Annotated in this window: 21 protein-coding genes; 12 read left to right on the top strand and 9 right to left on the bottom strand. The window is 44.3% G+C overall.

Annotation, left to right across the window (positions count from 1 at the left end; genetic code table 11):
* The first annotated feature begins 6 nt into the window (after positions 1–6).
* The gene (locus ABIB39_RS12950) at positions 7–1,434 is read left to right on the top strand and encodes an arabinose isomerase (RefSeq protein WP_354430575.1); all 1,428 of its coding nucleotides are present in this window, start codon (positions 7–9) and stop codon (positions 1,432–1,434) included.
* A gap of 37 nt (positions 1,435–1,471) precedes the next feature.
* Positions 1,472–2,497, top strand: a complete 1,026-nt coding sequence (locus tag ABIB39_RS12945) for a GntR family transcriptional regulator (RefSeq protein WP_354430574.1) — start codon at positions 1,472–1,474, stop codon at positions 2,495–2,497.
* 2 nt (positions 2,498–2,499) lie between these two features.
* On the opposite strand, the gene ABIB39_RS12940 is transcribed toward ABIB39_RS12945, so the two are convergent.
* The 4 genes from ABIB39_RS12940 to ABIB39_RS12925 form a co-directional block, all read right to left on the bottom strand.
* A complete protein-coding gene (locus tag ABIB39_RS12940) occupies positions 2,500–4,005 on the bottom strand; it encodes a family 43 glycosylhydrolase (RefSeq protein ID WP_354430573.1) in 1,506 nt (501 codons plus the stop codon).
* A gap of 114 nt (positions 4,006–4,119) precedes the next feature.
* Positions 4,120–7,491: a DEAD/DEAH box helicase gene (locus tag ABIB39_RS12935; protein WP_354430572.1), complete on the bottom strand. Its 3,372-nt coding sequence runs from the start codon at positions 7,489–7,491 to the stop codon at positions 4,120–4,122.
* A gap of 80 nt (positions 7,492–7,571) precedes the next feature.
* On the bottom strand, positions 7,572–9,461 hold the full coding sequence (locus ABIB39_RS12930; protein WP_354430571.1) for an AAA domain-containing protein: 1,890 nt from the start codon (positions 9,459–9,461) through the stop codon (positions 7,572–7,574).
* A 181-nt stretch (positions 9,462–9,642) separates the two neighbouring features.
* Positions 9,643–10,119, bottom strand: coding sequence for a DUF4112 domain-containing protein (locus ABIB39_RS12925; RefSeq protein WP_354430570.1), 477 nt, complete (start codon positions 10,117–10,119; stop codon positions 9,643–9,645).
* Between the two features lie 183 nt (positions 10,120–10,302).
* On the opposite strand from ABIB39_RS12925, the gene ABIB39_RS12920 reads away from it, so the two are divergent.
* Both ABIB39_RS12920 and ABIB39_RS12915 read left to right on the top strand, forming a co-directional pair.
* Positions 10,303–10,479, top strand: a complete 177-nt coding sequence (locus ABIB39_RS12920; protein WP_354430569.1) for a hypothetical protein — start codon at positions 10,303–10,305, stop codon at positions 10,477–10,479.
* 127 nt (positions 10,480–10,606) lie between these two features.
* On the top strand, positions 10,607–11,311 hold the full coding sequence (locus ABIB39_RS12915; protein ID WP_354430568.1) for a DUF92 domain-containing protein: 705 nt from the start codon (positions 10,607–10,609) through the stop codon (positions 11,309–11,311).
* A 3-nt stretch (positions 11,312–11,314) separates the two neighbouring features.
* On the opposite strand, the gene ABIB39_RS12910 is transcribed toward ABIB39_RS12915, so the two are convergent.
* From ABIB39_RS12910 to ABIB39_RS12895, 4 genes are all read right to left on the bottom strand, one after another.
* Positions 11,315–12,571 carry an aspartate kinase gene (locus ABIB39_RS12910; protein ID WP_354430567.1) on the bottom strand — a complete coding sequence of 419 codons (1,257 nt, stop codon included), beginning with the start codon at positions 12,569–12,571 and terminating at the stop codon, positions 11,315–11,317.
* Complete coding sequence (locus tag ABIB39_RS12905; RefSeq protein WP_354430566.1) at positions 12,558–13,376, bottom strand: DUF3298 and DUF4163 domain-containing protein; 819 nt, start codon at positions 13,374–13,376, stop codon at positions 12,558–12,560. The genes ABIB39_RS12910 and ABIB39_RS12905 overlap by 14 nt, the downstream gene beginning before the upstream one ends.
* A gap of 75 nt (positions 13,377–13,451) precedes the next feature.
* Complete coding sequence (locus ABIB39_RS12900) at positions 13,452–13,964, bottom strand: GNAT family N-acetyltransferase (RefSeq protein WP_354430565.1); 513 nt, start codon at positions 13,962–13,964, stop codon at positions 13,452–13,454.
* Positions 13,965–13,994: 30 nt separating this feature from the next.
* Positions 13,995–14,687 (bottom strand): YggS family pyridoxal phosphate-dependent enzyme, encoded by a 693-nt coding sequence (locus ABIB39_RS12895; RefSeq protein WP_354430564.1) that lies wholly within the window; start codon positions 14,685–14,687, stop codon positions 13,995–13,997.
* 41 nt (positions 14,688–14,728) lie between these two features.
* On the opposite strand from ABIB39_RS12895, the gene ABIB39_RS12890 reads away from it, so the two are divergent.
* The 3 genes from ABIB39_RS12890 to ABIB39_RS12880 all read left to right on the top strand — a co-directional run bounded on the left by ABIB39_RS12890 (position 14,729) and on the right by ABIB39_RS12880 (position 18,664).
* Entirely contained in the window at positions 14,729–15,118 is a 390-nt protein-coding gene (locus ABIB39_RS12890; RefSeq protein WP_354430563.1) for a DUF4296 domain-containing protein, read from the top strand.
* Complete coding sequence (locus ABIB39_RS12885) at positions 15,099–17,462, top strand: endonuclease MutS2 (protein ID WP_354430562.1); 2,364 nt, start codon at positions 15,099–15,101, stop codon at positions 17,460–17,462. The genes ABIB39_RS12890 and ABIB39_RS12885 overlap by 20 nt, the downstream gene beginning before the upstream one ends.
* 134 nt (positions 17,463–17,596) lie before the next feature.
* Complete coding sequence (locus ABIB39_RS12880; RefSeq protein ID WP_354430561.1) at positions 17,597–18,664, top strand: GDSL-type esterase/lipase family protein; 1,068 nt, start codon at positions 17,597–17,599, stop codon at positions 18,662–18,664.
* A gap of 186 nt (positions 18,665–18,850) precedes the next feature.
* Here the strand turns inward: ABIB39_RS12880 and ABIB39_RS12875 are convergent, their stop codons facing one another.
* Complete coding sequence (locus tag ABIB39_RS12875; protein WP_354430560.1) at positions 18,851–19,402, bottom strand: hypothetical protein; 552 nt, start codon at positions 19,400–19,402, stop codon at positions 18,851–18,853.
* A 381-nt stretch (positions 19,403–19,783) separates the two neighbouring features.
* Between ABIB39_RS12875 and ABIB39_RS12870 the strand changes: the two genes are divergently transcribed.
* The 5 genes from ABIB39_RS12870 (at position 19,784) to serC (ending at position 23,537) form a co-directional block, all read left to right on the top strand.
* Complete coding sequence (locus ABIB39_RS12870; protein WP_354430559.1) at positions 19,784–20,497, top strand: CoA transferase subunit A; 714 nt, start codon at positions 19,784–19,786, stop codon at positions 20,495–20,497.
* A 10-nt stretch (positions 20,498–20,507) separates the two neighbouring features.
* Entirely contained in the window at positions 20,508–20,858 is a 351-nt protein-coding gene (locus ABIB39_RS12865; protein WP_354430558.1) for a four helix bundle protein, read from the top strand.
* Positions 20,859–20,898: 40 nt separating this feature from the next.
* Complete coding sequence (locus ABIB39_RS12860; RefSeq protein WP_354430557.1) at positions 20,899–21,555, top strand: 3-oxoacid CoA-transferase subunit B; 657 nt, start codon at positions 20,899–20,901, stop codon at positions 21,553–21,555.
* 90 nt (positions 21,556–21,645) lie between these two features.
* Positions 21,646–22,296, top strand: a complete 651-nt coding sequence (gene rpe, locus ABIB39_RS12855) for a ribulose-phosphate 3-epimerase (RefSeq protein WP_354430556.1) — start codon at positions 21,646–21,648, stop codon at positions 22,294–22,296.
* A 173-nt stretch (positions 22,297–22,469) separates the two neighbouring features.
* Entirely contained in the window at positions 22,470–23,537 is a 1,068-nt protein-coding gene (gene serC / locus ABIB39_RS12850) for a 3-phosphoserine/phosphohydroxythreonine transaminase (protein ID WP_354430555.1), read from the top strand.
* Positions 23,538–23,571: the final 34 nt, after the last annotated feature.

The raw sequence follows: 23,571 nt of genomic DNA, 5'->3' as shown, positions 1-23,571 counted from the left end.
TATCGCATGAAACAAACTGAAGCCAAAGTAGGCTTATTTGGCATAGGGTTGCAAGCATATTGGGAACAATTTGCAGGGTTACAGGAACGCTTAACAGGCTATGTAAATGCGGTAGCCAAAAGCATGGAAGCCTTTGATGCCGATATTGTAAACCTTGGATTGATAGACACCCCGGAGAAAGCCTTTGAAGCAGGCGACGCCTTTAAACGCGAAGATGTTGATATCATATTTTTGTATGTAACTACCTACGCATTATCATCCACCGTGTTGCCGGTGGTGCGTAAGGCTGGCGTGCCGGTTATTGTATTGAACCTTTCGCCGGAAGCCGGCATCGACTATAAAAGCTTTAATGCTTTAACAGACCGTACCGTTATGACGGGTGAATGGCTGGCACATTGCTCATCATGCTCCGTGCCCGAGATAGCCAATGTTTTTAATCGCAGTAACATACCGTTCCATCAAATAACAGGTATGCTGCAAAACGACCCGCAGGTTTGGAACGAGGCAAAAGAATGGATAGATGCTGCTAAAGTAGCCCGCATTATGTATTACAACCGTTTAGGCTTAATGGGCAACTACTACGGCGGTATGATGGATATTTACACCGACCAAACGCTGCAATGCGCAACCTTTGGCGGCCACATGGAAGTAATAGAAGTGGATGAACTATCAGCATTGCGGGATACGATTACGGATGATGAAATTGAAGCTAAACTCGCAGAGATCGCAAATGAATTTGATGTTCAGGCTGATTGCCCGGGTGAAGAACTTAACCGGGCCGCGCTAACTGCCGTAGCTTTAGATAAATTGGTAAATAAGCATCAACTTGGTTCGCTCGCATACTATCACAAAGGGACGGGTAATGTTAACGAGAATACCATTTCATCCATTATTCTGGGTAACTCGTTACTAACGGGCAGGAACATCCCGGTAGCGGGCGAGTACGAGATAAAAAATGCCCAGGCCATGAAAATAATGGACAGCTTTGGAGCCGGAGGTTCTTTTACCGAGTACTACGCCATGGATTTTAATGATGATGTAGTGCTTATGGGGCACGATGGCCCTTGCCACCCGCGCATAGCCGAAGGCAAAATAAAAGTAAAGCCCTTGCAAGTATATCATGGCAAGGTGGGTAGTGGGTTATCGGTAGAGATGTCAGTACAGCACGGGTCGGTTACCTTGCTGTCTGTTGTAGAAACCGGGGACGGGCGGCTGAAATTATTAGTTGCCGAGGGAGAATCTGTATCGGGCGAGATCTTGGAAATAGGCAATACCAATAGCCGTTATAAATTCCCGTTAGGTGCACGTGGTTTTGTGGAGGCCTGGAACGCGCAGGGGCCCGCGCATCATTGTGCTATAGGTAGGGGGCATATCGCTTCAAAAATTAAAAAACTGGGCCACATATTAAAGATAGATACGGTTAAGGTTTGCTAACAGGCCTTTATAATTTTAGCTTAGCGTAAGTTTATACATGAAGAATTTTCTTAAAATATTAAAGATTGATGAATACTCGTTAACGCCTTATTACAGGCAGTTATGCAACTGTATTTTGCAGGGTATAAATGAAAAACTGATTGATGAGAACGATATCCTGCCTTCTATTAATGATTTGAGCATCGCGCTTGATATTTCAAGGAATATTGTAACCAAGTCTTATAATACATTGAAAAAGAGTGGTATTATAAGTTCTGTGCATGGCAAGGGATATTATGTTTCAAACGTAAACCTGGACAGGCCGGTAAAGGTGCTGCTATTGTTCAATAAGCTTAGCAGCCACAAAAAACTCATGTACGATGCCTTTGCCGAAGCACTTGGTAACCAGGCTTCCATCGATTTTTACATCTATAACAATAGTTTTAATTTTTTCAAAAAGATCCTATTAGAGAAACAGGATAGCTACGATAAGGTGGTTGTTGTGCCCCATTTTTTAGATAAAATAGACAATGCCCACGAGGTGATCAACCAGATCCCCAAAGATAAATTGATATTGCTTGGTAAACTGGTTGAAGGTGTCGAGGGTGATTTTGGTGCGGTGTACGAAGATTTTGAGAATGATATATTTAACGCGCTGGAGGAATTGCTCCCTCAAATAAAACGCTATCACTCATGTACCATTGTCTTTCCAAAAAATAGTTATTTCCCGGTTGATATACTAATAGGTTTTCTTAATTTTTGTAAACAATATAATTGCGAATACGATATCCTATCAGACCTGAGCAGTCAAAAGATTCGTAAAGATACGCTGTATATTACCCTTACCGAGGATGACCTTGTTGCCGTGATAAATCTATTGCTGCAACAAAACTTAAAGTTGAAAGAGGATGTTGGCCTGATCTCTTATAATGAAACCCCGCTCAAAAAATTTATCCTAAACGGAATCACCACCATATCTACTGATTTTGAATTTATGGGTAAACATGCTGCCCAGTTGGTATTAAATAGTACCCACACCCATATTAAAGTGCCTTTCAACACCATCATCAGAGAATCGATATAGCTTTAATTGGTAACAAAGGTCTGGAACTTTAATGTTCGGTTTGGTTCGGCTTTGAAGGTTTTCCCGCCATCGAAACTTAACAAAGCAATTCCACCAGGGTAAGGGGCAAAATCGCTATATGCAAAACCATAGCAACCTTTAGTAGCAGCGGATTTAAGAATGAACACGTATCGTCCGCCTTTCGCAATCCGAAGATTAGGTTTTAGCGTTATGTTCCTTGCGGACCAGCCAATCTTCTCTGCCGGGACGTTTTCCGTAAATAAAGCTTTGCCTACAGGTTGTTTTAAACCGTTTGCCCTGTAAACTTCCACCATCAATGGTGCATCCGGATAGTTGTTTTTGAAAACGGTTATATTCAATGTGCTTAGTTTTCCAGATCGTTTAGCTGTAAAAGATTGTGCGCGCGCTGTTTCCCCGGCAATATCACCTTTGATGCTGTAGTCGGTTTGGGCAGACCGTGCTTTTGGCATTTTATAGGTCTCGAAACATTTAAGCGAGTTAATGCTACCATCGGCCGCGAAAGTTAGTGGCGCCCAGTAAAAATTGGCAAGCGCTTCGTTCTTGGCGGCATTGTTCCAAAGGTCGCTGCCGTAAAGGTAAACGGTCTCCGAATTAATTTTAATGGTCGATACAAATGAAGGCTGCCCGCCGCAAGAATTATCGCTGATCTTGGTAGCCTTTGACCATGGTCCAAGCGGTGAATTAGCCGTTCGATAGGATGTACCCGTTCCCGAACAATACCCGCAGTTAGGGTCAGAATAAACTACGTAGTAAACACCTTTGCGTTTAAATAGGCCGGGGGCTTCTGTTTCGCCCTCGGTGATGCCTTTTACAAATTCGCCAGTACCCGTTAGGTAATCGGGGCTCAATTTTTCTATCACGATAGTGCCTTTTGTGCGCCAGTCGGTAAAGGCCAGGTATGCAGTGCCATCGTCATCAATAAAGGTATCATGGTCGCCGTTGTTCAGGCCTGCAACGGGCATGTCGCTGTTTACGGATAAATGTGGTTCTGCAACTTCATTAAAAGGGCCTATAGGCGTTTTAGCGGTGAACACGCGGTAACCAACCTGGTTATCATAAACGTTTATCCACAGCACGTATAATTTGGTTTTTTCATTGTAGATAACATGCGGGCGAAAGCAGCCATACGTTTTGCCATCGCAACGCGTTTGCCAAACGGGGGTGGTGGCATCGAAGAGATAGCCACGGTCTGCCCAGTTGTTCAGGTCCTTTGACGAATACACCTTAAACCCGCAAAACGGCGCGCCCTTGTTACCCCATTGAAAACCGCAATCGTAACTGGTTCCGTATAGGTAGTAGGTATCGCCAAAGTAGGCTATCTCACCATCGTGCGCATCCACAGCGTTGCCAACAGTACTAAAGCGCGTTATCTGGCCGCCGTTTATATTAAAATTTTTGATCTGTGACAGCGCGATATTGGTACTGCCTAAAAATGCAAATACAGCTATGGCAAAGCCGATAAGTTGTTTTAACGAAAGATGCTTCATGGTTGGTGATTGGGTTTACCCGTAACATTGGTTTATAAAACAAACCTACTTAAAAGCAATTTTTTAATGTTGTACTATTTGATATTACAGGTGTATAATATGATACGTCGGCGGCTATTTTCGCAACAGGCCAAGCAAGTCGGCTTTGGAGAGTGATTGCAGGAATGACGCGTCAGTTTTAATGAGGTCTTTAACCAGCTGTTGTTTGTTGTCCTGCATTTCCATTATCTTTTCTTCAACCGTATTGGGGCAGATCAACCGTACGGCTACCACATTTTTATGCTGACCGATGCGGTGGGTACGGTCTATAGCCTGGTTTTCAACGGCAGGGTTCCACCATGGGTCAACCAGGTACACATAATCGGCTTTGGTCAAATTAAGGCCAACACCGCCTGCTTTAAGGCTGATGAGGAATACCCTTATCTCCGGGTTATTTTGGAAATTGTTCACCGTTGCCTCGCGGTTACGGCTGCTGCCTGTTAACCAGCTGAATTGAATATCGCGAGCAATCAATTCTTTCTTGATGAGATCCAGCATCGTCACAAATTGCGAGAATACCAAGATCTTGTGCTGTGGCGATTTGCTTTTTATCTGCTCTATCAGCATCGCTATCTTGGCCGACTCATCGCCCGGTGGCTTATCACCTGTAAGCAGCATGGGCGAATCGCAGATCTGGCGCAGGCGGGTAAGGCCTTTCAAAACATTCATCGGGCTGCGCTTGAGCACATCATCCGTAGTAGCCGAGATGTACTCCCTAAACTCTTTTTCGTAAGCGTCATAAATGCCACGTTGCTGTGGCTGCATCTCGCAATACAGTACCATTTCGGTTTTATCAGGCAATTCTTCGGCCACCTGTTGCTTGGTGCGTCGCAGTATAAACGGTTTAATTTTAGTCTGGAGTTCGGCAGCGCGTTTATTGCTCTTGAATTTATCTATAGGTACCGCGTAAATATCCTTAAAGTATTGTTTTGTACCCAATAAACCGGGACAAGCAAATGAAAGCTGTCCATAAAGATCGAAAGTGTTATTCTCGATAGGCGTACCTGTAATAGCAATACGGTTACGCGCTTTCAATAGCCGCACAGCCTTGTACCGTTGCGAATCGGGGTTTTTGATGGCCTGCGATTCATCAAGAAAAATATAGTTGAACCGATAGCTTTTCAGGAAATTCACATCCGTTAACAGCGTACCATAAGAAGTAAGGATCACCTCGAAAGTATTGAACTCATCCGTATTTTTGATCCGGTCGGCACCGTAAATGGTGTGGATGCGGATGGAGGGGGCAAACTTTTTCAGTTCCATTTGCCAGTTAAATATTAGCGAGGTAGGCACAACCAGCAGGTTGGTATTGCGCTTTACCCTATCCCGTTGCGACAGGATAAACGCGATAATCTGCAGAGTTTTACCAAGGCCCATATCATCTGCCAAACATCCGCCAAAATTCAGGTCATCTAAAAAATTTAGCCAGTTTAAGCCTTGATGCTGGTAGGGGCGCAGTACCCCCTTAAAATCCGGCGATATCGTAACTTCCTTAAGTGATTCAAAATCCATCACTTTTAACTGGAGGTTTTGGATATCCGTTTTTACCTCATCATCCAGCATGGCGTCCTCAAAAAGCTCGCTAACGGTCTGGAAGTTTGATTTAGGGATCTGTAGCATATCGTCCACTATCTCGCCCGAATTAAAGTATTCGGCAAACTTTTCCACCCATTCGGCAGGCAGGATGCCCATGGTGCCATCATCCAGCTGCACATATTTGCTTTTGTTGCGTACTGCTTTGTTCACCTGCTTTAAAGCAGCGCGTTTGCGGCCAAAACGTACGTTCACCTCAGTATTGAACCAATTGATACCACTTAACACCCTAATGGTGATGTTCACCTTGTTTGGGTTAAGCTTATTGCCCTCCAATTCGTTAAAGCCTAAAACGGTAATGCCATGTGTTTTCCAATCCTCAAACACATTTAAGAACCAATCCTCCTGCAAAAAATACCGTTTGTGCAGGTAAAAATAGGGCAGGTCGTCGCCCTCCAATTGCTCCGGGAACCAGGGGTGTTGTTTGGTGAGCAGGGCGGTAAACGCAAGTTCGGCCTCATCATTACGCTCCACCAAAAACTCTTTTCCTTTGGCATCCCTGCCGTAGATCATACGCTTTGTACGTACAGGGATCTCGGCCTCGCCATAGCGCATTACCGGCAACAGCATCACATGGCTGCCAAAATCCGACAGGTAAATGATCTGCTCTGTATCTTTTACGAAACCTTGCTGCTGTAGTTGCACAGGCGTGGCGGGCCTAATATATTTGTAGGCAACCAATATATTATCTTCCAGTTTAGATAAAAAGCCGCCTTTAAACTCCGTGAATTTCGATTGATGGATAAGCAAATTATCTGTTCGTTTCTTAAGCAGGTCTATCAACGCCAAAACCTGCAGGTTATCTACCAGGTAAAGGGTATCGTTCAGCAACACAAAATAGTTAAAACGCAGGTCGAGATCTTTAAGCGGATGATCCGTTTTGCCGATCTTTACGGACCCGGACAACTCGAAGAACTGCCCTTTGCTATCCACCGTTAGCTTCACATCATGTGGCAGCACGGTCACTTTAACCGGGACTACAGATGTTGCTGTTATGTTTTCTGAGATAGCACTATCGTGATAATAAAAGGGATAGTCGGGCGTGTTTTTAACGATGGCACGCAGGGCTTTTATATCGGCCTCGGTGCGTTTGGAGTTGAGGTGGTTTTGAAATTTATTGATGCCCGTATAAAACTTAAGCCTATTGTTATCGTCCGTTTCCCAGATCAGGTCCAAGGGGTTAACAGGGGCCATGGGGTTCTTTATCTTGCCCTCTTTAGTTGTTTGGGCCGAGTACAATTCGATGAACAAATAGTGGTAATACTTGTGCTGCTTGATAACTACACAAACCGTTCGCTCATTCTCTTTAACATGTTGATTTTCAGTAGGTATTATCAAGTCATTTAAACCAGATAAACTCTCTTTAGTTATCGGCATAAGCGAGTTGCTTAACGGATTAACAGTTACTATTTTATGCTGATAATCAAGTTTAAAATAACGGTCAAGATCGGGTTCATTTTCCAATCCATAATCATAAGCCGAGCGTTTCAGTTTTTCGTGGCGAAGCTTGTTGTTAAAGAAAATGCCCAGTTCATCCCGGCGGGTAATGGCCCCTAATACCAAGGCCTGATGGTCACAAAGTTTGCCCGGTATGCTATCACAATTGCAGGTAAGTAACAAACCATCGGCATGCTGCACAACACCCACTGGCGGGAACGTTCCGTTGGTTTGGTTGATAAAAACACCCTCATTAACAGCAATGTGTTTTGGGGCGATGTCCTTATATTGGTCGGCATCGGGGTAAGCTCCGGATGCTGAATTATTAGCAATAACCACCCCGGTGATATTTTGAAAGGGGATATCCCTCAAAATAAAAACATGGTCGGTTATGTGGTTGTCCTGTACGTTGCTCACCTGTAATTTATTGTAGCCAAAGCGCTAAATATCCAAAGAATAATGGAGAGTATGCAATTAACTTATAAACACAGGAAGCGTTAATTCATGTAGTCCCATGCGCTTTGGTAGCCGCCTATTTGCTCGGCATAACTCATCATATCCGCATAAAAAGGCAGGCGGGTAATGGTCGCGCTATCGCCGATGATCACCAGCTTTTTACGCGCCCGTGTCATAGCCACGTTCATCCTGCGGATATCCGAAAGGAAACCGATAATGCCATCGGGGTTGCTCCGCGTCATACTGATATAAACCACATCGCGTTCCTGCCCCTGGAAACTGTCTATAGTATTTATAGTGATCTTATCGGCATGGGGTAGCAGGGCAGATGCCTCAAACAGCTCTTTTAAAATGCGGATCTGGCTTTTATATGGTGATATGATGGCTATCGACGGGAAAGGCAAGTCTTTTGCTTCAATCATATCAGCAAGTTGCTGCAAATGCTTTAGCAGAAACACCGCCTCCTCGGGGTTTACGGAACTTGTGCCATCCGGCTTTTCATCAAAGCCACAGCCTGCGGTATCAACAAAACTCATAGGCATATCGCTATCAAAAAGCAAACGCTTGGCAACAGATGCGTTTGCCTTTAAACGATTGCCATAAAATTCTTTGGATGAGAAGCCCATTATATCCTCGTTCATGCGGTATTGTTCTTCCAACAAGGTAACGGCGTTGGGGTGCAGTACCGCGCATTTTTCAAGCAGGGTTGTGCTTAAACCCTCATTAGCTGCTTTGTTAGACTTAATGGTTGGCGGTAACTGGAAATGGTCGCCGGCCATAACGAGCTTTTGCGCCTTTAATATTGGGATCCAGCAGGCCGGCTCGAGCGCCTGGCCGGCCTCGTCAATTACCACGGTGTTGAACTTTACATCGCGCACGGTATAATGATTGCTGCCCACAAGTGTGGCGGTTATCACCTGAGCTTTACTTACCAGATCATCAATGATAAACTGCTCAATCTTGCCCACATCCTTTATCATGCGGTGTGCTTCATCAAACAGGGCTTTGCGCTGGTCGCGCTCGGATTTGCCAAAACTGCGCTTGTATTTATGCGCCATGTCTTTGTAGCCAGCTGCCTGTTTCTTAAGCTGTTTAATGTCTTTTGTGTAGGCATGCGCCGCCATCTTGCTATCTAAGGTAAGCGACGTAAGTTTTTCTGATACCTTCGACGGATTGCCCACGCGCAAAACATTGAGGCCTTCGTTTGCCAGTTTCTCGCTTAACAGGTCTACAGCTGTGTTGCTCGGGGCAACTACCAAAATCTGTTTGCCATCTTGTTTTATAAGGCGTTTAATGGCCTGTACAATGGTGGTAGTTTTACCTGTGCCCGGCGGGCCGTGTATAATGGTAAGGTCTTGCGCTGCCAGTACTTTTTGCGCTGCCGAAAGTTGTGAGGTATTTATGCCATCAATGGGTGCCTCATATATTTCGTTGAACGAAGGCTCCGCTTGTCCCGTCAACACACGGATCAATTTCCCTTCCGGCTTATCAACTAATGCAGATGCCTGTTTAAGGGCGTTCTGCATTTCATCGTAGCTGTTGTTATCAAATAGTAATTCTATGCCCAGTTTGCCGTTGCGTGTCCAATCAGGCAGTTCATCGGTAAAAAGGGTTATTTTTAGGCGATCACCGCCTGCGTATGCTATAGTCCCTTCCACGCGGTCGGTACCGGCATCATGGTTGGAGAACAGCACGGCAGGCGCGCCAAACTTAAATTGGTGCGATATGTCTTTATTTGTGGTGCGCTCAAGCTCAACCGTAAGGTAATCTCCCCGGCTTGGTTCTGACCCACGGATAGCGATAGGGTACCAGGTAATGCCTGCCGCGCGCCTGTCGGTAACTGATGTGGTTTGCGTGAGTTTTAAGTATGCGCCCCTGTCTTCGTCGCGCTCAATTTTGAGCAGCGAGAGCAGGTTTTTAAAATAGTCCATTGCTGCAAAGGTACGCTAAAGCCATACCGTAAGGAAACTATTCACCCAAATTACAACGCGTAACCTTTACATATTTAACAGCTCAATGTTAAATGTTTAGATTGGTTTTAAGCTAATATCTGTTAATGTAGCAAACATAACCGCCGGTACGCTAACCAATATGCCTTATACTTATGAAATCTCAGCCACCCAAACTGAATAACCAGTGTAATAACAAGTAGCTTATGTACAGCACCGCGCTGAAAACTATTAAAAGGACAATCAATAATAGCGCGATGATACCGTTGCCGCTGCCGGTGTGCTTGCCGTCGCTGTAATGTTCTTTTAATAGTTGAATGTTGCGGGTGTTTGCTTTGATGTAAAAATCGGAGATCTGCCCTAATAGAGGAATGGCGCCAACGATGGCATCTATGCTGATATTGATCGTCATAAGGATGAGCACTTTGCGGCTAACACCGTTTTTGGCCATTACATAAAGCAACGCGGCCGATACGATAAAACCCGAAACATCGCCTGCAAAGGGAATCAGGTTAAGGATAGGGTCGAGGCCGAAACGGAAGTTTGTACCCGGCACTTTAAATTTATCATCCATTACCGATGCTATGCGCTCTACCCATTTAAGCTGTCCGCTTAATACTACCTGTTTTGACTTATCCATGTTATTGATAAATAAATAAGCGCGGGCATTTGTTTTAAACCTGTATCTTATTTACCTGGCCGGGCAAAGGCAATTTTTCGGGCAAACTTCAAACTAATAACTGCAAACTGATAGCAACGGTATGGTTGTTGCAAGATATAACTAAGGCTGTAAGGTCTATTTATAAACTTAAATACATCTGTTATGAAAACCCAGGAAACAAAAAACAATGTAACCGGACAAGGATCGTCAACCTCCGACCGCGCTTATGTAGATGCTAAGGAAGCACAAAAACAAAAGGGTATAAGCAATGGCGGCGGCCAACGTTCCGATCAAACATCGAATAAGGATAACACCCGTAAATACGATAATAAACATTAATGCTTTGGTTTAATACCTTAAACGCCCTTGGTGAAAACTAAGGGCGTTTTTTTGTTGGAGCAAGCCCTTCCGCGCATCGTTTATGTGGTAATGACGTATTGTAAACTAATTTATATGTTTGATGTAAATGCTAATACTCCACGTTATATTCACATTACTCATACTTGCTGCAAGTTATGCCAGTTACAAAGCGGGTAAGCTTACACTTGCAGGTGCCGTAACAGGTGGGGTTGTGGCGGCACTTGTTTACCTTGGCACTGGTTATATTGGGATAGCAGTGCTGGCGATGTTTTTTTTGCTCTCCATCCTGGCAACATCCCATAAAAAAGTAGAGAAGCGCAAACTAAGCGATGAGCACCCCGAAAAGCGTGATGCCCTACAGGTATTGGCCAACGGGGGCCTGCCTGCGATATTAGGTTTACTGGCTTTTATCATGCCTGAAAATATTTTGCTGGCAACCGTCCTTATGGCCGCCGCATTTGCATCTGCAACTGCTGATACCTTATCTTCAGAGTTGGGGATAATTTATGGGAAACGTTTTTATAACATAACCACCTTCAAGGTTGATGAAAGGGGCAGGGATGGGGTAGTAAGCATAGAAGGCATATTGATAGGCCTTGGAGGATCTGTGATTATAGCGGTGATATTTGCCCTCAATTTTGGGTTGAACAGCCTATTCCTCAGCATCATTATAGCAGGTACTGTAGGTAACCTTTCCGATTCCGTTTTGGGTGCAGTGCTCGAGCGCCGGGGTTATATCAACAATAACGAAGTTAACTTCCTGAATGGTATTTTCGCGGTAATAGCCTGTTCCTTACTTATATTTCTTTAGAAATCATTTCAATACAACCTGCGCGGTGTTCCTGCTGGTTTGTTTCATTAAAACTGTTTTGCCATTGGTTACTTCGTCGACAGCGGCGGTGGTGTAATGCCTCAGGGTTATCAGCGTAAGCTCGTTATTATATTTCATTTTGAACGATTCCTTTAACGTCTGCAAAAGCTTCTCAAATTTATCGGCAGCGTAATCGATACAGGCCGTAAAGCTTAACGCCGAAGTTTGCATCATATTTACCTTTACATGGTGCCTGGCAAACAACCCGAAGATCTCACTCAGGTGGCTTTCAGATATAAACGAATAGTCATTAGCCGAGATAGAGAGCAATACCTGATTTTGCTTTATGATGATAACCGGCTTATCAAATTTGTTTACCGCGCCTTCTTTTATCTGCGTACCGGATGCGGTTGGGTCGGTAAATGGCTTAACTAATAGCGGTATTTTGGCGTTTTGTAAAGGTTTTATCGTTTTTGGGTGAATAACACTTGCGCCGTAATAGGTCATCTCTATAGCTTCCTGATAGCTTAATTCGTCAAATTTGATTGTATTGGCAAAATGCTTTGGGTCGGCGTTTAGTATGCCGGGCACGTCCTTCCAGGTAGTGACAGATTCCGCGCCAAGGCATGCCGCAATAATCGATGCCGTGTAATCAGATCCCTCGCGACCAAGCGTAGTGGTGAAGTTCTCTGATGTTCCGCCCAAAAACCCTTGCGTTACCACAACGCCTTTATTTAACATTGTAGGGATGTCTTTTTGTATTGCTGCACGGGTTTTATCCCAGTCCACCACACCTTCGCGGTAAGTATTGTCCGTATGAATGTAACCGCGCACGTCAAGCCATTTGCTGGTGATGCCGGTATGGTTAAACCAGGCGTTCACGATGCGGGTTGATACCAGTTCGCCTATGGATACTATCTGGTCGTAAATAAAGTCGTACTCATCATGGGGCTCGTCTTCAATGGCCCAGTCTATTTCTACAAAGGTATTGGCAATATCGTCAAATACGGGGTGGCTTTCGCCGAATAATTCGTGGGCGATGTGGTAATGATATTCTTTTATTTCTTCGAAGATCCCGTGCATATCATCGGTGCCGTTAAAATAGGCGTTGGTCAGCCGCTCCAGCGCGTTAGTGGTTTTACCCATGGCCGATACCACAACCAAAATCTGGTTACCCTCGTAGCTTTTAACAACGTTACCTAAATTGATAATACCCTGCGCATCCTTAACCGATGCACCGCCGAACTTAAATACCAGCATTTTTATGTAAATATTGTGAAGCGACAGACTTTGGCCGCATAAGTTTAGAAATTTCTGAATAGGGGATGATCAGCTCGGTTTGGCCGGCCGCGTATGGTTTTATCTCGTACTGGTTGTACATAAACCTTAACCCAAGTGGCGTTATCGAATAGTTCTGGTTCAACGCGAATTTGTTTTTGTCGAAAAAGTAATCGTCAAGCGGCTTGGTTGGAGTAAGTTTTTCATCCTTACGGAAAATGCGCTCGGCAACTTTGGTAAGTTCTGGTTTATAACCGGCTATCAAAATATCATCAAGGGTAACGTTTTTATTCAGCTTGCCATCCCAGGTTATAAAACCGGTAAAGCTACCGCCATGCGCGCCTCCCTGGAACGCATAACCGCCATACTCAAGCGTTATCAATGCGGAATCCTGGCCAATAACTTTGGCGTAACTGTTCAGTGTGTAATACATTTTGCTTTGCGGATCATCATTTTTAAAATCCTCATATGATTTAATAAAAGCCGCAGTCATTGTATTCAAACTTGTATCAGCCTTTTCACCCAGCATAAACATGTTTAGCAGTTTATGTTTCACGGTATCATTTAAAACAGGCTTGCCTTTAAAAACCGGGTATTTGATATCTACCACGGTACAGGTGCTATCGGGTTTACTGCCACAATCTGCAGCACGTTCGTGGATGGCCTGGTAGGTGTAAGCAACAGTATCCCTGAATATTCCGTCGGTTTGTACCTTTTTTTCGTTACCCCATTTGCATGAGCTAAGGCCCAATGCGGCCAATAGCAGGAGTGATGTTACTTTCATCATTATATGATTTTGTGATTGCCTCATTTCGATTTTTGCATCTGCATATTTGCACATCTGCACATCCTCTCTGCACATCTACAAGTTTTCAATTTGTTCTTTAGAGAGCGATGCGTTTAGCCAACCTGCTTCAATGTTTGCGCCGTACTTTTCGTAAAATTTAATGGCGGGCTCGTTCCAGTCCAGTACCTGCCATACCATGCCGCTAAAGCCACGTTGGCGCACTTCCTCAAACAGCCTGTCGAAAAGTAATTTACCTATGCCCCTGCCTCGATAATCTTCGGTCACTATCAAGTCTTCGAGGTATAAACGGTTACCTTTCCAGGTAGAGTAGCGAATGTAGTACACGGCAAAGCCAACAATCATATTGTCGGCTTCCACTACAAAAGCCTTCCAAACGGGGTTGGCACCAAAACCGGCATCCTCAAATTCTTCCAGCGATACGGTTACTTCTTCGGGTGCGCGTTCAAACAGAGCAAGCTCATTAACCAGCTCCATCAGGCGCGGGCAATCGGCTTTTACCGCGACGCGGGTTATCCCTCCGGAGCCCTGAAGAGCGAACTTTTGATCGGCTGAGTTATTATGACTCATGATGATATTCTATTAAAATCTTTAATTCAGTTAATTCGGGTTTGAGACGGTCTTTTTAGCCCTGCCGCCAAAAATGGTACTGCCCAGGCGCACCATATTGCTGCCCTGCTCAATGGCTACTTTGTAGTCGGATGACATGCCCATAGATAGCGTATCAAACGATTCCTCCTTGCGGAAAAAGCTAACCTTTATCCCGTCGAAAAAGGTCTTCAACTCGTAGTACTCATCTTTTATCTGCTTTTCAACGTCGGTATTGGTGGCAATGCCCATCAATCCGCGGACGCGGATATTTTTTAATGCCGCGTACTCTTCGCTGCGCAAAAGTTCTATGGCCTCGTCAAACCCTAAACCAAATTTGGTTTCCTCATCGGCAATGTAAATTTGCAGCAGGCAATCAATAACACGCTTATTCTTTTCGGCATGCTTGTTAATTTCTTGCAGTAACTTAATGCTATCTACAGATTGTATCATGCTAATGAAGGGCGCAACGTACTTAACCTTATTGCTTTGCAGGTGCCCAATAAGGTGCCACTCAATATCTTTGGGTAATTGCTCTTGCTTTTCTACCAGTTCCTGCACGGTATTTTCACCAAACAGGCGCTGCCCGGCATCATAGGCTTGCTGCAGGTCTTCGGCAGGCTTTGTTTTAGAAACGGCCAGTAGGGCTACGTTTATTTCGCCGGTTTCTTTTTTTAAACTTTTAATATTATCGGCTATGCTCATTTATCGTAATTTTGCGTTATATAACGCCGCTAAATTACAGAATGCAAAAATATATAAGCTTGTTTTTTTTGGGATTGATTTGTTTGACCGCCTGCGACAACAAAGATGTGCCTAAAGATATTATACAGCAGCCAGCAATGATAAGCCTGCTAACCGATATCCACTTAGTTGATGGAGCTGTTTACACAGCGCCGCAACTGCCGGATAGTTTATTTAAATATGGCAGGGCTAAATACGATGCCGTATTTAAAAAGCATCACACAACTGATGCCGAATATAAAAAAAGCCTCAAGTACTATGCGGTACATCCCGATGTAGTGCAGGATATGTACGTTAAGATCGAAGCTACGATAAAAGCTAAATTAGATTCTACCAATAAGGCATCAAACAAACCCTTAAAGCCCGTTAATAATGCTGTACCCACAAAATAGCGCGGATAAACTTGGCTTTACCGAGGTTAAACAATTAATAAAGGCGCACTGCCTGAGTGTGATGGGCCAGGAGATGGTGGATAAGATCCAGGTGATGAGCAATTATGACCTGATAGCCAAATTTCTGAACCAGGCCAATGAGTTTAAGAATATTTTGCAGAACGACGGCGCGCTGCCCATCAATAATTTTTACGACATCAAATCGCTGGCTAATAAAGCCAGGATAGAGGGTTCTTTTTTGTCTGAGGACGAGTTCTTCCAGGTGCAGGCGTCGCTTACCACGGTGTTCGCGGTTATCGCTTACTTTAACGAGCGTACAGGTGTTTACCCAAACCTCGAGGCCTTGTTTGAGCATTTGCCGATAGAGAAGGCCATCCTTAAAAAGATAGATGCCATTATTGACCCAAAAGGAAAGATCCGCCACAACGCATCGCGCGAGCTGATGGAAATTACATCGGGCATTGCCAAGGCAGAACAGGAAGCCCGTAAAAAGATAGACCAGATATTTAAGGCCGCTACCGGTAATGGCTGGACGGCCGACGGCTCTTTAACCGTGCGCGACGGGCGGATCTGTATTCCCCTACTTGCCGAGAATAAACGTAAGCTAAAAGGTTTCATCCATGACGAATCGGCCTCGGGCCAAACGGTTTATATGGAACCTGAGGAAGTTTTCTCCCTTAATAACCGCATCCGCGATCTGGAGTTTGACCGCCGCCGCGAGATCATTAAGATCTTAACCGTTTTAACCGATGAATTAAGGCCATACGTGCCACTTTTATTATCGTACCACGGCTTGCTTACAAAGCTGGATTTTGTGCGTGCCAAGGCTTTATTTGCAATTGATATCGAGGCCGAGATGCCTAAAGTTGTTAACGAGGCAAAGCTAAGATTGCTGAATGCCCGCCACCCGTTGTTATATCTCAGCTTTAAAAAAGAGCGTAAAACGGTTGTGCCGCTTAATGTAGGTATAGACGAGGGAACGCGTGTAATTGTAGTTTCGGGCCCTAACGCGGGCGGTAAATCTGTTTGTATGAAAACTGTTGGTTTGCTGCAAATGATGGTACAGGCAGGGTTGCTTATCCCTGCTGCCGCTGATAGCGTAGTAGGGGTGTTTAAGCGAATTTTTGTTGATATTGGTGACGACCAGTCGATAGAAAGCGATTTGAGTACATACAGCGCGCACCTTTCAAAAATGAAAAAGTTTGTGGAAGATGCCAATGGCAAAACCATGATACTGATAGATGAGTTTGGTACCGGTACCGACCCGCAATTTGGAGGCCCCATAGCCGAAGCCGTGCTGGAGGCCCTTAACCATAAAAAGGTGAGGGGGATGGTTACCACCCACTACTCTAACCTAAAGATCTTCGCCAGCCATACCGAGGGGATAGAAAACGCGTCGATGTTGTTTAATAACACCGAAATGCTGCCCATGTATATGCTGGAGGTTGGCAAACCCGGCAGTTCGTATGCGTTTGAAATAGCCCAAAAGATAGGCTTGCCACAAAATGTGCTTAATCTGGCTAAAAACAAGATAAGCAGCGGGCAAAAAAAGGTAGATAGTTTATTGGTTGATCTGGAACGCGAGAAGAAGGATATTTTTGATACTAAGCTGCAACTGGACAAACAGCAGCGACGTGTAAATGCCCTGCTTGCCGAGAACGAGGAGCTGAAAAGCTTTTTAGACGAGAACCGCAAAACCTTGCTTAAAGAAGCCAAACAGGAAGCCAAAGACATCATCCTGAACGCTAATAAGCTTGTAGAAAATACTATTGCCGAGATCAAAAGCAGCAATGCTGATAAAGAAGTAACCCGTAACCTGCGGGAAAATTTGAATAACGAGGTTAGGAAAAACACTGTTAAAACTGATGTGCCGAAACCAAAGGTTGCTATTGATGAAGACCTTAAAGTTGGCGATTGGGTGAAACTGATTGACGGCGATACCACCGGCCAGATCCTGGAGCTGATTAAAGATAACGTAGTGATTGCCATGGGCGAACTGCGCACCGTGGTGAAACGTAAACGACTGGAAAAGGTAGCCAGATCTACCATCCCGAAGGAAGCGAGGCGCAATACCATTAGCCAGACCGGCGATATAGCCAGCTTTAGCCCTGAGATTGATGTACGCGGCCAGCGTACCGAGGATGCTTTGTTCGCGATTGAAAAATTATTTGACAGGGCGCTGATGATGGGTTTTGGTACGCTGAAGGTACTCCATGGCAAAGGCGACGGCATCCTGCGCAAGATGATCCGCCAGTACCTTAAAAAATATGATCAGGTAGACCGCATGGAAGATGAACACCCGGATAGGGGTGGCGACGGGATAACTTATGTTTATTTAAAATAGATTAGAATTGTCATCCTGAGCGACAGCGAATGATCTATTAGCGAACTATACATATCGGAAATGCTTGGTGGCGAATAGATACTTCACTACGTTCAGCATGACGAAGTGGAAGATTAATACGCTTAATAAATATCATGATAAGATTTAAAGCATTTGCATTTATACTTTTATTAACCACTGCGCTAAACACTCACGCGCAAACCCTTGTAAACTTTAATAACCCAAAGATCCATTACATGGGGCGAGTGCCGATGAAAGATAGCACTGCCGAGCTTTCATGGACAGCTGCATCCGTCATTATCAACTTTAATGGCACGGCTGTAAAAGCCACCATGAATGACGAGAACGGCCTTAACTATTATAACGTAGTGGTAGATGGCAAGGTAGCTAAGGTGATTAAGTTAAGTAAGGGTAAAACGGAATATGAGTTGATCTCGGGCTTGCCTACAGGTAAGCACAAATTGCAACTGTTCAAGCGTACCGAATACGATTGGGGTCGCACCTGGTTCTACGGCTTAAATATCAACGGTAAATTACTTGCCCCGCCAACCTTTAAACACACTATTGAATATTACGGCGACTCTATTACCTGCGGCATGGCCGATGAAGATACCACCGGCAAGGATAGGGGCGATAACGATTACGAGAACGGTTATGCCGCCTATGCAAATGTAGCGGCAAGGCATTTTGACGCCAATTTTAATTCAATCTCTAAAAGTGGCATCGGCGTCATTATCAGCTGGTTCGACTACGTGATGCCGGATATTTATGATCGCGCCTACGCGCACGATAAAGCCAAATGGGATTTTAGCAAATTTACGCCCGAACTGGTTGTGGTAAACCTTTATCAAAATGATTCGTGGTTAACAAAAAAGGAGGAACACGAACAGTTTAAAGCTCTTTTTGGTACAACCCCGCCAACGCCGGAGTTCATCATAAACCATTATCAGGACTTTATTAAAAGCATCCGGGCAAAATATCCCAAGGCGAAAATTGTATGTGCGCTTGGCGCTATGGATGCCACCAAAGAAGGTTCGGCATGGCCTGGATATATAGAAAAAGCCGTTGCCGGCTTAAATGATAAAGATGTTTACACCCATTTCTTTCCCTACAAAAATACAAACGGCCACCCAAGTGTTAAAGAGCAGCAAACCATGGGAGAGGACCTGATAGCGTATATTGAAAAGACGTTTAAGTGGTAGGTATCAGATAAATTTGTCATCCCGAGCGATAGCGAAGGATCTATTCGCGAACTATTCTAATCACCATGTCATTTCGAACGAGGTACGAGGAGAAATCTTCTACAACACACTTTCAACGGTTTCTTAGTCGCACGTAGAAGATTTCTCGTCGCTGCGCTTCCCTCGAAATGACAGTAGGGTCAGGCTTTACTCCCCAACCTTCTGCTGATCCGGTGTTTCATTCGGTCCCGGGATATTTACATTATCATTCCCATCGGCAGTGCCTTCCTGGTAACTTTGCTGCGATTCGTTGCGATTTCCTTCAGTATCATTAGTATCGTTTTCTGGCGTTTTTTGGTCGTTTTCTGAACCCTCTTTTGTCGGCTCATTATCCGATTGACCGGTGGTGGCGGCGCCTGTTGCTTCGGTGTAGTTGGATTGGCCTAACTGGTTAGGGTCTTTAAAATTATTGTTTTCAGGATGTTCGTCAGATGGCTCGGTACGGCGGAAATATTCATTGCTGTAACCCGCGTTTTGCGATGGGTTGTTCTTGTCGTCGCCGGACGGAGTATTAGCGTTTTCGCCGAAACGTTGTCCGCCTGCACCATTAGCTTCCATACCCGGTTCATCACCGCTCTTTTCCTCGCTTCCAAACATAAAGGCGGTTCTGCGAAGGTCTTTTTCTTCCAAATTATCGTCGTCTTCAACGCGGTAAGCGGTTGGTTTATCTTGCTGGTTGTTATCGTTATTGCTTTCCATTTCTTTTAAAAATTGATGTATATTGATAACGAAATGGCTGTTGTAATTGTTTGGATTTATTAATCAGAAGTTAACTATGGGGTGTTCCACGGTGTCCCATTCTGTACCGTTTTTTTATATATTAAAACAAGTGTTTAAAATTCATAGTATACTTGTTGTTAAGTAATTATGTTGAAAATTTAAAGTATTTATTTAAGTATGGTTTTAATTTCATAATTTGTAAGTAATTGTTTATCAAATACTTAATCAAGTGTTTCACCGCCCTGTCATAATTAGTGGGACAGGACAGTAAAAGGAAATTAATAAGAAGTTATTTATTATGCTTGCATAGTATTGTGCATCAACCAAAATGCCTAATTTTACCGCAACCAATAATACACCATGAATAAAGTTGTGAGCGGCGCCGATGAGGCCATACGCGATATAGAAGACGGCAGCACCCTGATGCTTGGCGGTTTCGGCATGTGCGGCCTTCCCGAAAAATGCATCATGGCCCTGGTCAAAAAAGGAGTAAAGAATCTTACCTGTATCTCCAATAATGCAGGGGTTGATGATTTTGGCATCGGCCTTTTACTGCACCAACACCAGGTTAAAAAAATGATTTCCTCTTACGTTGGCGAAAACGCCGAGTTTGAACGCCAGCTGTTGAGCGGCGAACTGGAGGTTGAACTTATTCCGCAGGGAACCCTTGCCACCCGTTGCATGGCGGCAGGTTACGGTATGCCCGCGATATTTACCCCCGCAGGTATAGGTACCGAAGTTGCCATTGGCAAAGAAGTGCGCAACTTTAACGGAAAAGATTACCTGATGGAAATGGCCTTTGATGCCGATTTCGCTATCGTGAAAGCCTGGAAGGGAGATAGGCTGGGTAACCTGGTTTACCGCTCAACCGCACGTAACTTTAATCCCGTAATGGCCATGGCGGGCAAAATAACCATTGCCGAAGTAGAAGAGCTGGTAGAACCCGGCGAACTGGACCCGGATAACATCCATACCCCCGGTATTTACGTGCACCGCGTGTTCCAGGGAGAGAATTATGAAAAGAGGATTGAGCAGAGGACAGTGAGAAAAAAAATTGAAAATGATATAATTTGAAGATTTGAAAATGAGGAATGATAAAGACAATCTGATAGTTACACTAACCTTCGAATTTGCATTAGATGTGATAGCGTTTTGTGAAGAATTAGAAGCATTAAAAAAATTTGCGATTGCGCGTCAATTAATTAGATGTGGAACTTCTATTGGCGCAAATGTACGAGAGGCTCAAAATGCAGAGAGCAAAGCGGACTTTATCCATAAATTAAAAATTTCAGCAAAAGAGGCTGATGAGACCGAATACTTTTTATTGTTATGTCAGTTTTCAAAAAGCTATCCGTTTAATCCAGTATTGCTCGACAAATTATCCATGATAATTAAAGTCCTTTCTAAAATAATTTCAAGTTCTAAGAGCAATTGAAATTATTTTCAAATTTTCAAATCATCAAATTTTCAAATTAATGTTAGATAAAACAGGCATAGCAAAGCGAATAGCAAAAGAAGTAAAAGACGGTTACTACGTTAACCTGGGTATCGGGATCCCGACGCTGGTGGCAAATTATATCCCCGATGATGTGGATGTGATCCTGCAATCTGAAAACGGATTATTGGGTATGGGGCCATTCCCGTTTGAGGGCGAGGAGGACGCGGATACTATCAACGCGGGTAAGCAAACCATAACCAAGTTGGCGGGCTCGGCGGTATTTGATTCGGCTATGAGTTTTGGGATGATCAGGGCAAAAAAGGTAAACCTTACCATCCTCGGCGCTATGGAAGTATCCGAAAACGGCGATATAGCCAACTGGAAGATCCCCGGTAAAATGGTAAAAGGCATGGGCGGTGCAATGGACCTCGTAGCATCCGCAGAAAACATTATTGTGGCCATGCGGCACGTAAATAAAGCCGGCGAATCTAAACTGTTGCCAAATTGCACCCTGCCGCTAACCGGCATCAAGTGTGTAAAAAAAATAGTGACCGAACTGGCCGTTCTTGATGTACTGCCCGAAGGTGGTTTTAAACTACTGGAACGTGCGCCTGGGGTAACTGTAGAGGAAATAAAAGCTGCAACGGCCGGTAAGCTGATCATAGAAGGTGAAATCCCGGAGATGGTGATTTAATAAGTTTGGAGTGGATAGTTGGCGGTTTGCAGAAAATGCCGGCTGCAAACTGTCAACTCCTTATAAAACAATATCCCTATATTTACCGCTATGAACCACCTGATAGCACCTTCTATATTATCTGCGGATTTTGCAAACCTGCAGCGCGATGTTGAAATGATAAATAACAGCGAGGCCGATTGGTTTCATGTTGATGTGATGGATGGTATGTTTGTACCCAATATTTCTTTCGGTTTCCCGGTGGTGAAGGCCACCAAACAGCACGCTACCAAACCGCTGGATGTGCACCTGATGATCGTTGACCCTGATCGTTACCTGAACGATTTTGCCGATGCAGGCGCCGATAGTATCACCGTACATTACGAGGCTTGCCCGCATTTGCACCGCACCGTGCAGGCCATAAAACAGTTGGGATGCAGGGCAGGGGTAGCCATAAATCCCGCTACGCCAACCGTTTTATTGAAAGATATTATTGCCGATTTGGACCTTGTGTTGGTAATGTCGGTAAATCCCGGTTTTGGCGGGCAAAAGTTTATCGAGCATACTTACACCAAGGTTGCCGAGGTTAAGGCCATGAGCGCCAATACCAATCCAAGCCTGTACATCGAAGTTGATGGTGGGGTGGGAAACCAGAACATCGCAAAGCTGATAGCGGCCGGTGCCAACGTTTTTGTGGCGGGTAATTCGGTGTTTTCTGCGGCAGATCCATCCAAGGCTATATCGATGCTAAAACATCCATAATTATCAATCTGATAATTTATGTTCAGAAACAAAGCCGTTATGCTATTTTAAACTCCTTTTTTATAAAATTATAAAAAATAGTCTATTAAAGTTGTCGGATTTATTATCTTCGGCCTTCCTTTATAAAAAGTTGATAATTAGTTATTAGTCCAATATATAGTTTATCCAATATTATGAAACACAATTTCGGTGCCGGCCCCGGCATATTACCTAACGAAGTTTTACAACAGGCTGCAGCAGCAGTAATTGATTTTAACGGAACGGGGCTATCCCTGCTTGAAATTTCGCACCGATCGCCGGAGTTTGAGGCCGTATTAGATGAGGCCGTTAGTTTGGTTAAAGAACTTTACGGCGTGCCTGCTGGTTACTCAGTTTTGTTTTTACAAGGTGGTGCAAGCACACAGTTTGCATTAGCGCCTTACAATCTTTTACCGGAGGGTGGCAAAGCTGCTTACCTGGAGAGTGGCGTGTGGGCGAACAAGGCTTTAAAAGAGGCTAAGTTTTTTGGCGGAGTAGGGGTTGTTGCCACTTCAAAAGAAAGCAATTTTACTTACATCCCTAAAGGTTATACCATCCCTGCGGATGCTGCATATTTACACATCACATCAAATAATACCATTTACGGTACGCAGATGCAGGAGTTCCCTACGTCGCCTGTTCCGTTGGTATGCGATATGTCGTCAGATATTTTTAGCCGAACTGTTAACGTTGCCGATTTTGGGTTGATCTATGCAGGCGCTCAAAAGAATATGGGTCCCGCAGGTGTTACGTTAGTAATTGTTAAGGACGACCTTTTAGGCAAAACAGGCCGCAATATCCCGGCTATGTTTAACTACCAGGTACAGATAGAAGGTGGATCGATGTACAATACGCCCCCTTGTTTCGCTATCTACGTATCTATGCTTACCCTAAAATGGTTAAAGGCAAAGGGTGGCGTACCTGCTATTGAAGTTGAAAACAACGAAAAAGCAAAAGCACTATATGCTGAAATTGATAGCAATCCGTTGTTTAAAGCGGTTGCCGCTGATGAAGACCGCTCACGCATGAACGTTTGCTTTGTTGCCGAGAACCCCGAGCACGAAAAACCATTCCTGAAACTTTGCGACGAAAAAGGCATTGTTGGTTTAAAAGGCCACAGGAGTGTAGGTGGTTTCCGCGCATCCATATACAATGCATTGCCAATTAGCAGCGTAAATGTGCTGATTGAAACCATGCAGGAATTTGCTGAGAAAAATAAATAACAATTAGTGATCAGCGGTTGGTGATTGGAGATTA

This window comes from Mucilaginibacter sp. UYP27 (assembly GCF_040547175.1).
Lineage (GTDB): Bacteria > Bacteroidota > Bacteroidia > Sphingobacteriales > Sphingobacteriaceae > Mucilaginibacter.
Note: the sequence above shows the minus strand (reverse complement) of the source record. Positions and strands in the feature narration are given on the sequence as shown.

Bases quoted from the DNA above. Each gene is read 5' to 3' on its own strand.
- rpe (WP_354430556.1), top strand. From the start codon at position 21,646: ATGAACCACCTGATAGCACCTTCTATATTATCTGCGGATTTTGCAAAC.
- ABIB39_RS12900 (WP_354430565.1), bottom strand. From the start codon at position 13,964: ATGAGTCATAATAACTCAGCCGATCAAAAGTTCGCTCTTCAGGGCTCC.
- ABIB39_RS12915 (WP_354430568.1), top strand. From the start codon at position 10,607: ATGCTAATACTCCACGTTATATTCACATTACTCATACTTGCTGCAAGT.
- ABIB39_RS12860 (WP_354430557.1), top strand. From the start codon at position 20,899: ATGTTAGATAAAACAGGCATAGCAAAGCGAATAGCAAAAGAAGTAAAA.
- ABIB39_RS12905 (WP_354430566.1), bottom strand. From the start codon at position 13,376: ATGATGAAAGTAACATCACTCCTGCTATTGGCCGCATTGGGCCTTAGC.
- ABIB39_RS12890 (WP_354430563.1), top strand. From the start codon at position 14,729: ATGCAAAAATATATAAGCTTGTTTTTTTTGGGATTGATTTGTTTGACC.
- ABIB39_RS12920 (WP_354430569.1), top strand. From the start codon at position 10,303: ATGAAAACCCAGGAAACAAAAAACAATGTAACCGGACAAGGATCGTCA.
- ABIB39_RS12885 (WP_354430562.1), top strand. From the start codon at position 15,099: ATGCTGTACCCACAAAATAGCGCGGATAAACTTGGCTTTACCGAGGTT.
- ABIB39_RS12930 (WP_354430571.1), bottom strand. From the start codon at position 9,461: ATGGACTATTTTAAAAACCTGCTCTCGCTGCTCAAAATTGAGCGCGAC.
- ABIB39_RS12925 (WP_354430570.1), bottom strand. From the start codon at position 10,119: ATGGATAAGTCAAAACAGGTAGTATTAAGCGGACAGCTTAAATGGGTA.
- ABIB39_RS12880 (WP_354430561.1), top strand. From the start codon at position 17,597: ATGATAAGATTTAAAGCATTTGCATTTATACTTTTATTAACCACTGCG.
- ABIB39_RS12870 (WP_354430559.1), top strand. From the start codon at position 19,784: ATGAATAAAGTTGTGAGCGGCGCCGATGAGGCCATACGCGATATAGAA.
- serC (WP_354430555.1), top strand. From the start codon at position 22,470: ATGAAACACAATTTCGGTGCCGGCCCCGGCATATTACCTAACGAAGTT.
- ABIB39_RS12950 (WP_354430575.1), top strand. From the start codon at position 7: ATGAAACAAACTGAAGCCAAAGTAGGCTTATTTGGCATAGGGTTGCAA.
- ABIB39_RS12875 (WP_354430560.1), bottom strand. From the start codon at position 19,402: ATGGAAAGCAATAACGATAACAACCAGCAAGATAAACCAACCGCTTAC.
- ABIB39_RS12895 (WP_354430564.1), bottom strand. From the start codon at position 14,687: ATGAGCATAGCCGATAATATTAAAAGTTTAAAAAAAGAAACCGGCGAA.
- ABIB39_RS12910 (WP_354430567.1), bottom strand. From the start codon at position 12,571: ATGCTGGTATTTAAGTTCGGCGGTGCATCGGTTAAGGATGCGCAGGGT.
- ABIB39_RS12940 (WP_354430573.1), bottom strand. From the start codon at position 4,005: ATGAAGCATCTTTCGTTAAAACAACTTATCGGCTTTGCCATAGCTGTA.
- ABIB39_RS12945 (WP_354430574.1), top strand. From the start codon at position 1,472: ATGAAGAATTTTCTTAAAATATTAAAGATTGATGAATACTCGTTAACG.
- ABIB39_RS12865 (WP_354430558.1), top strand. From the start codon at position 20,508: ATGAGGAATGATAAAGACAATCTGATAGTTACACTAACCTTCGAATTT.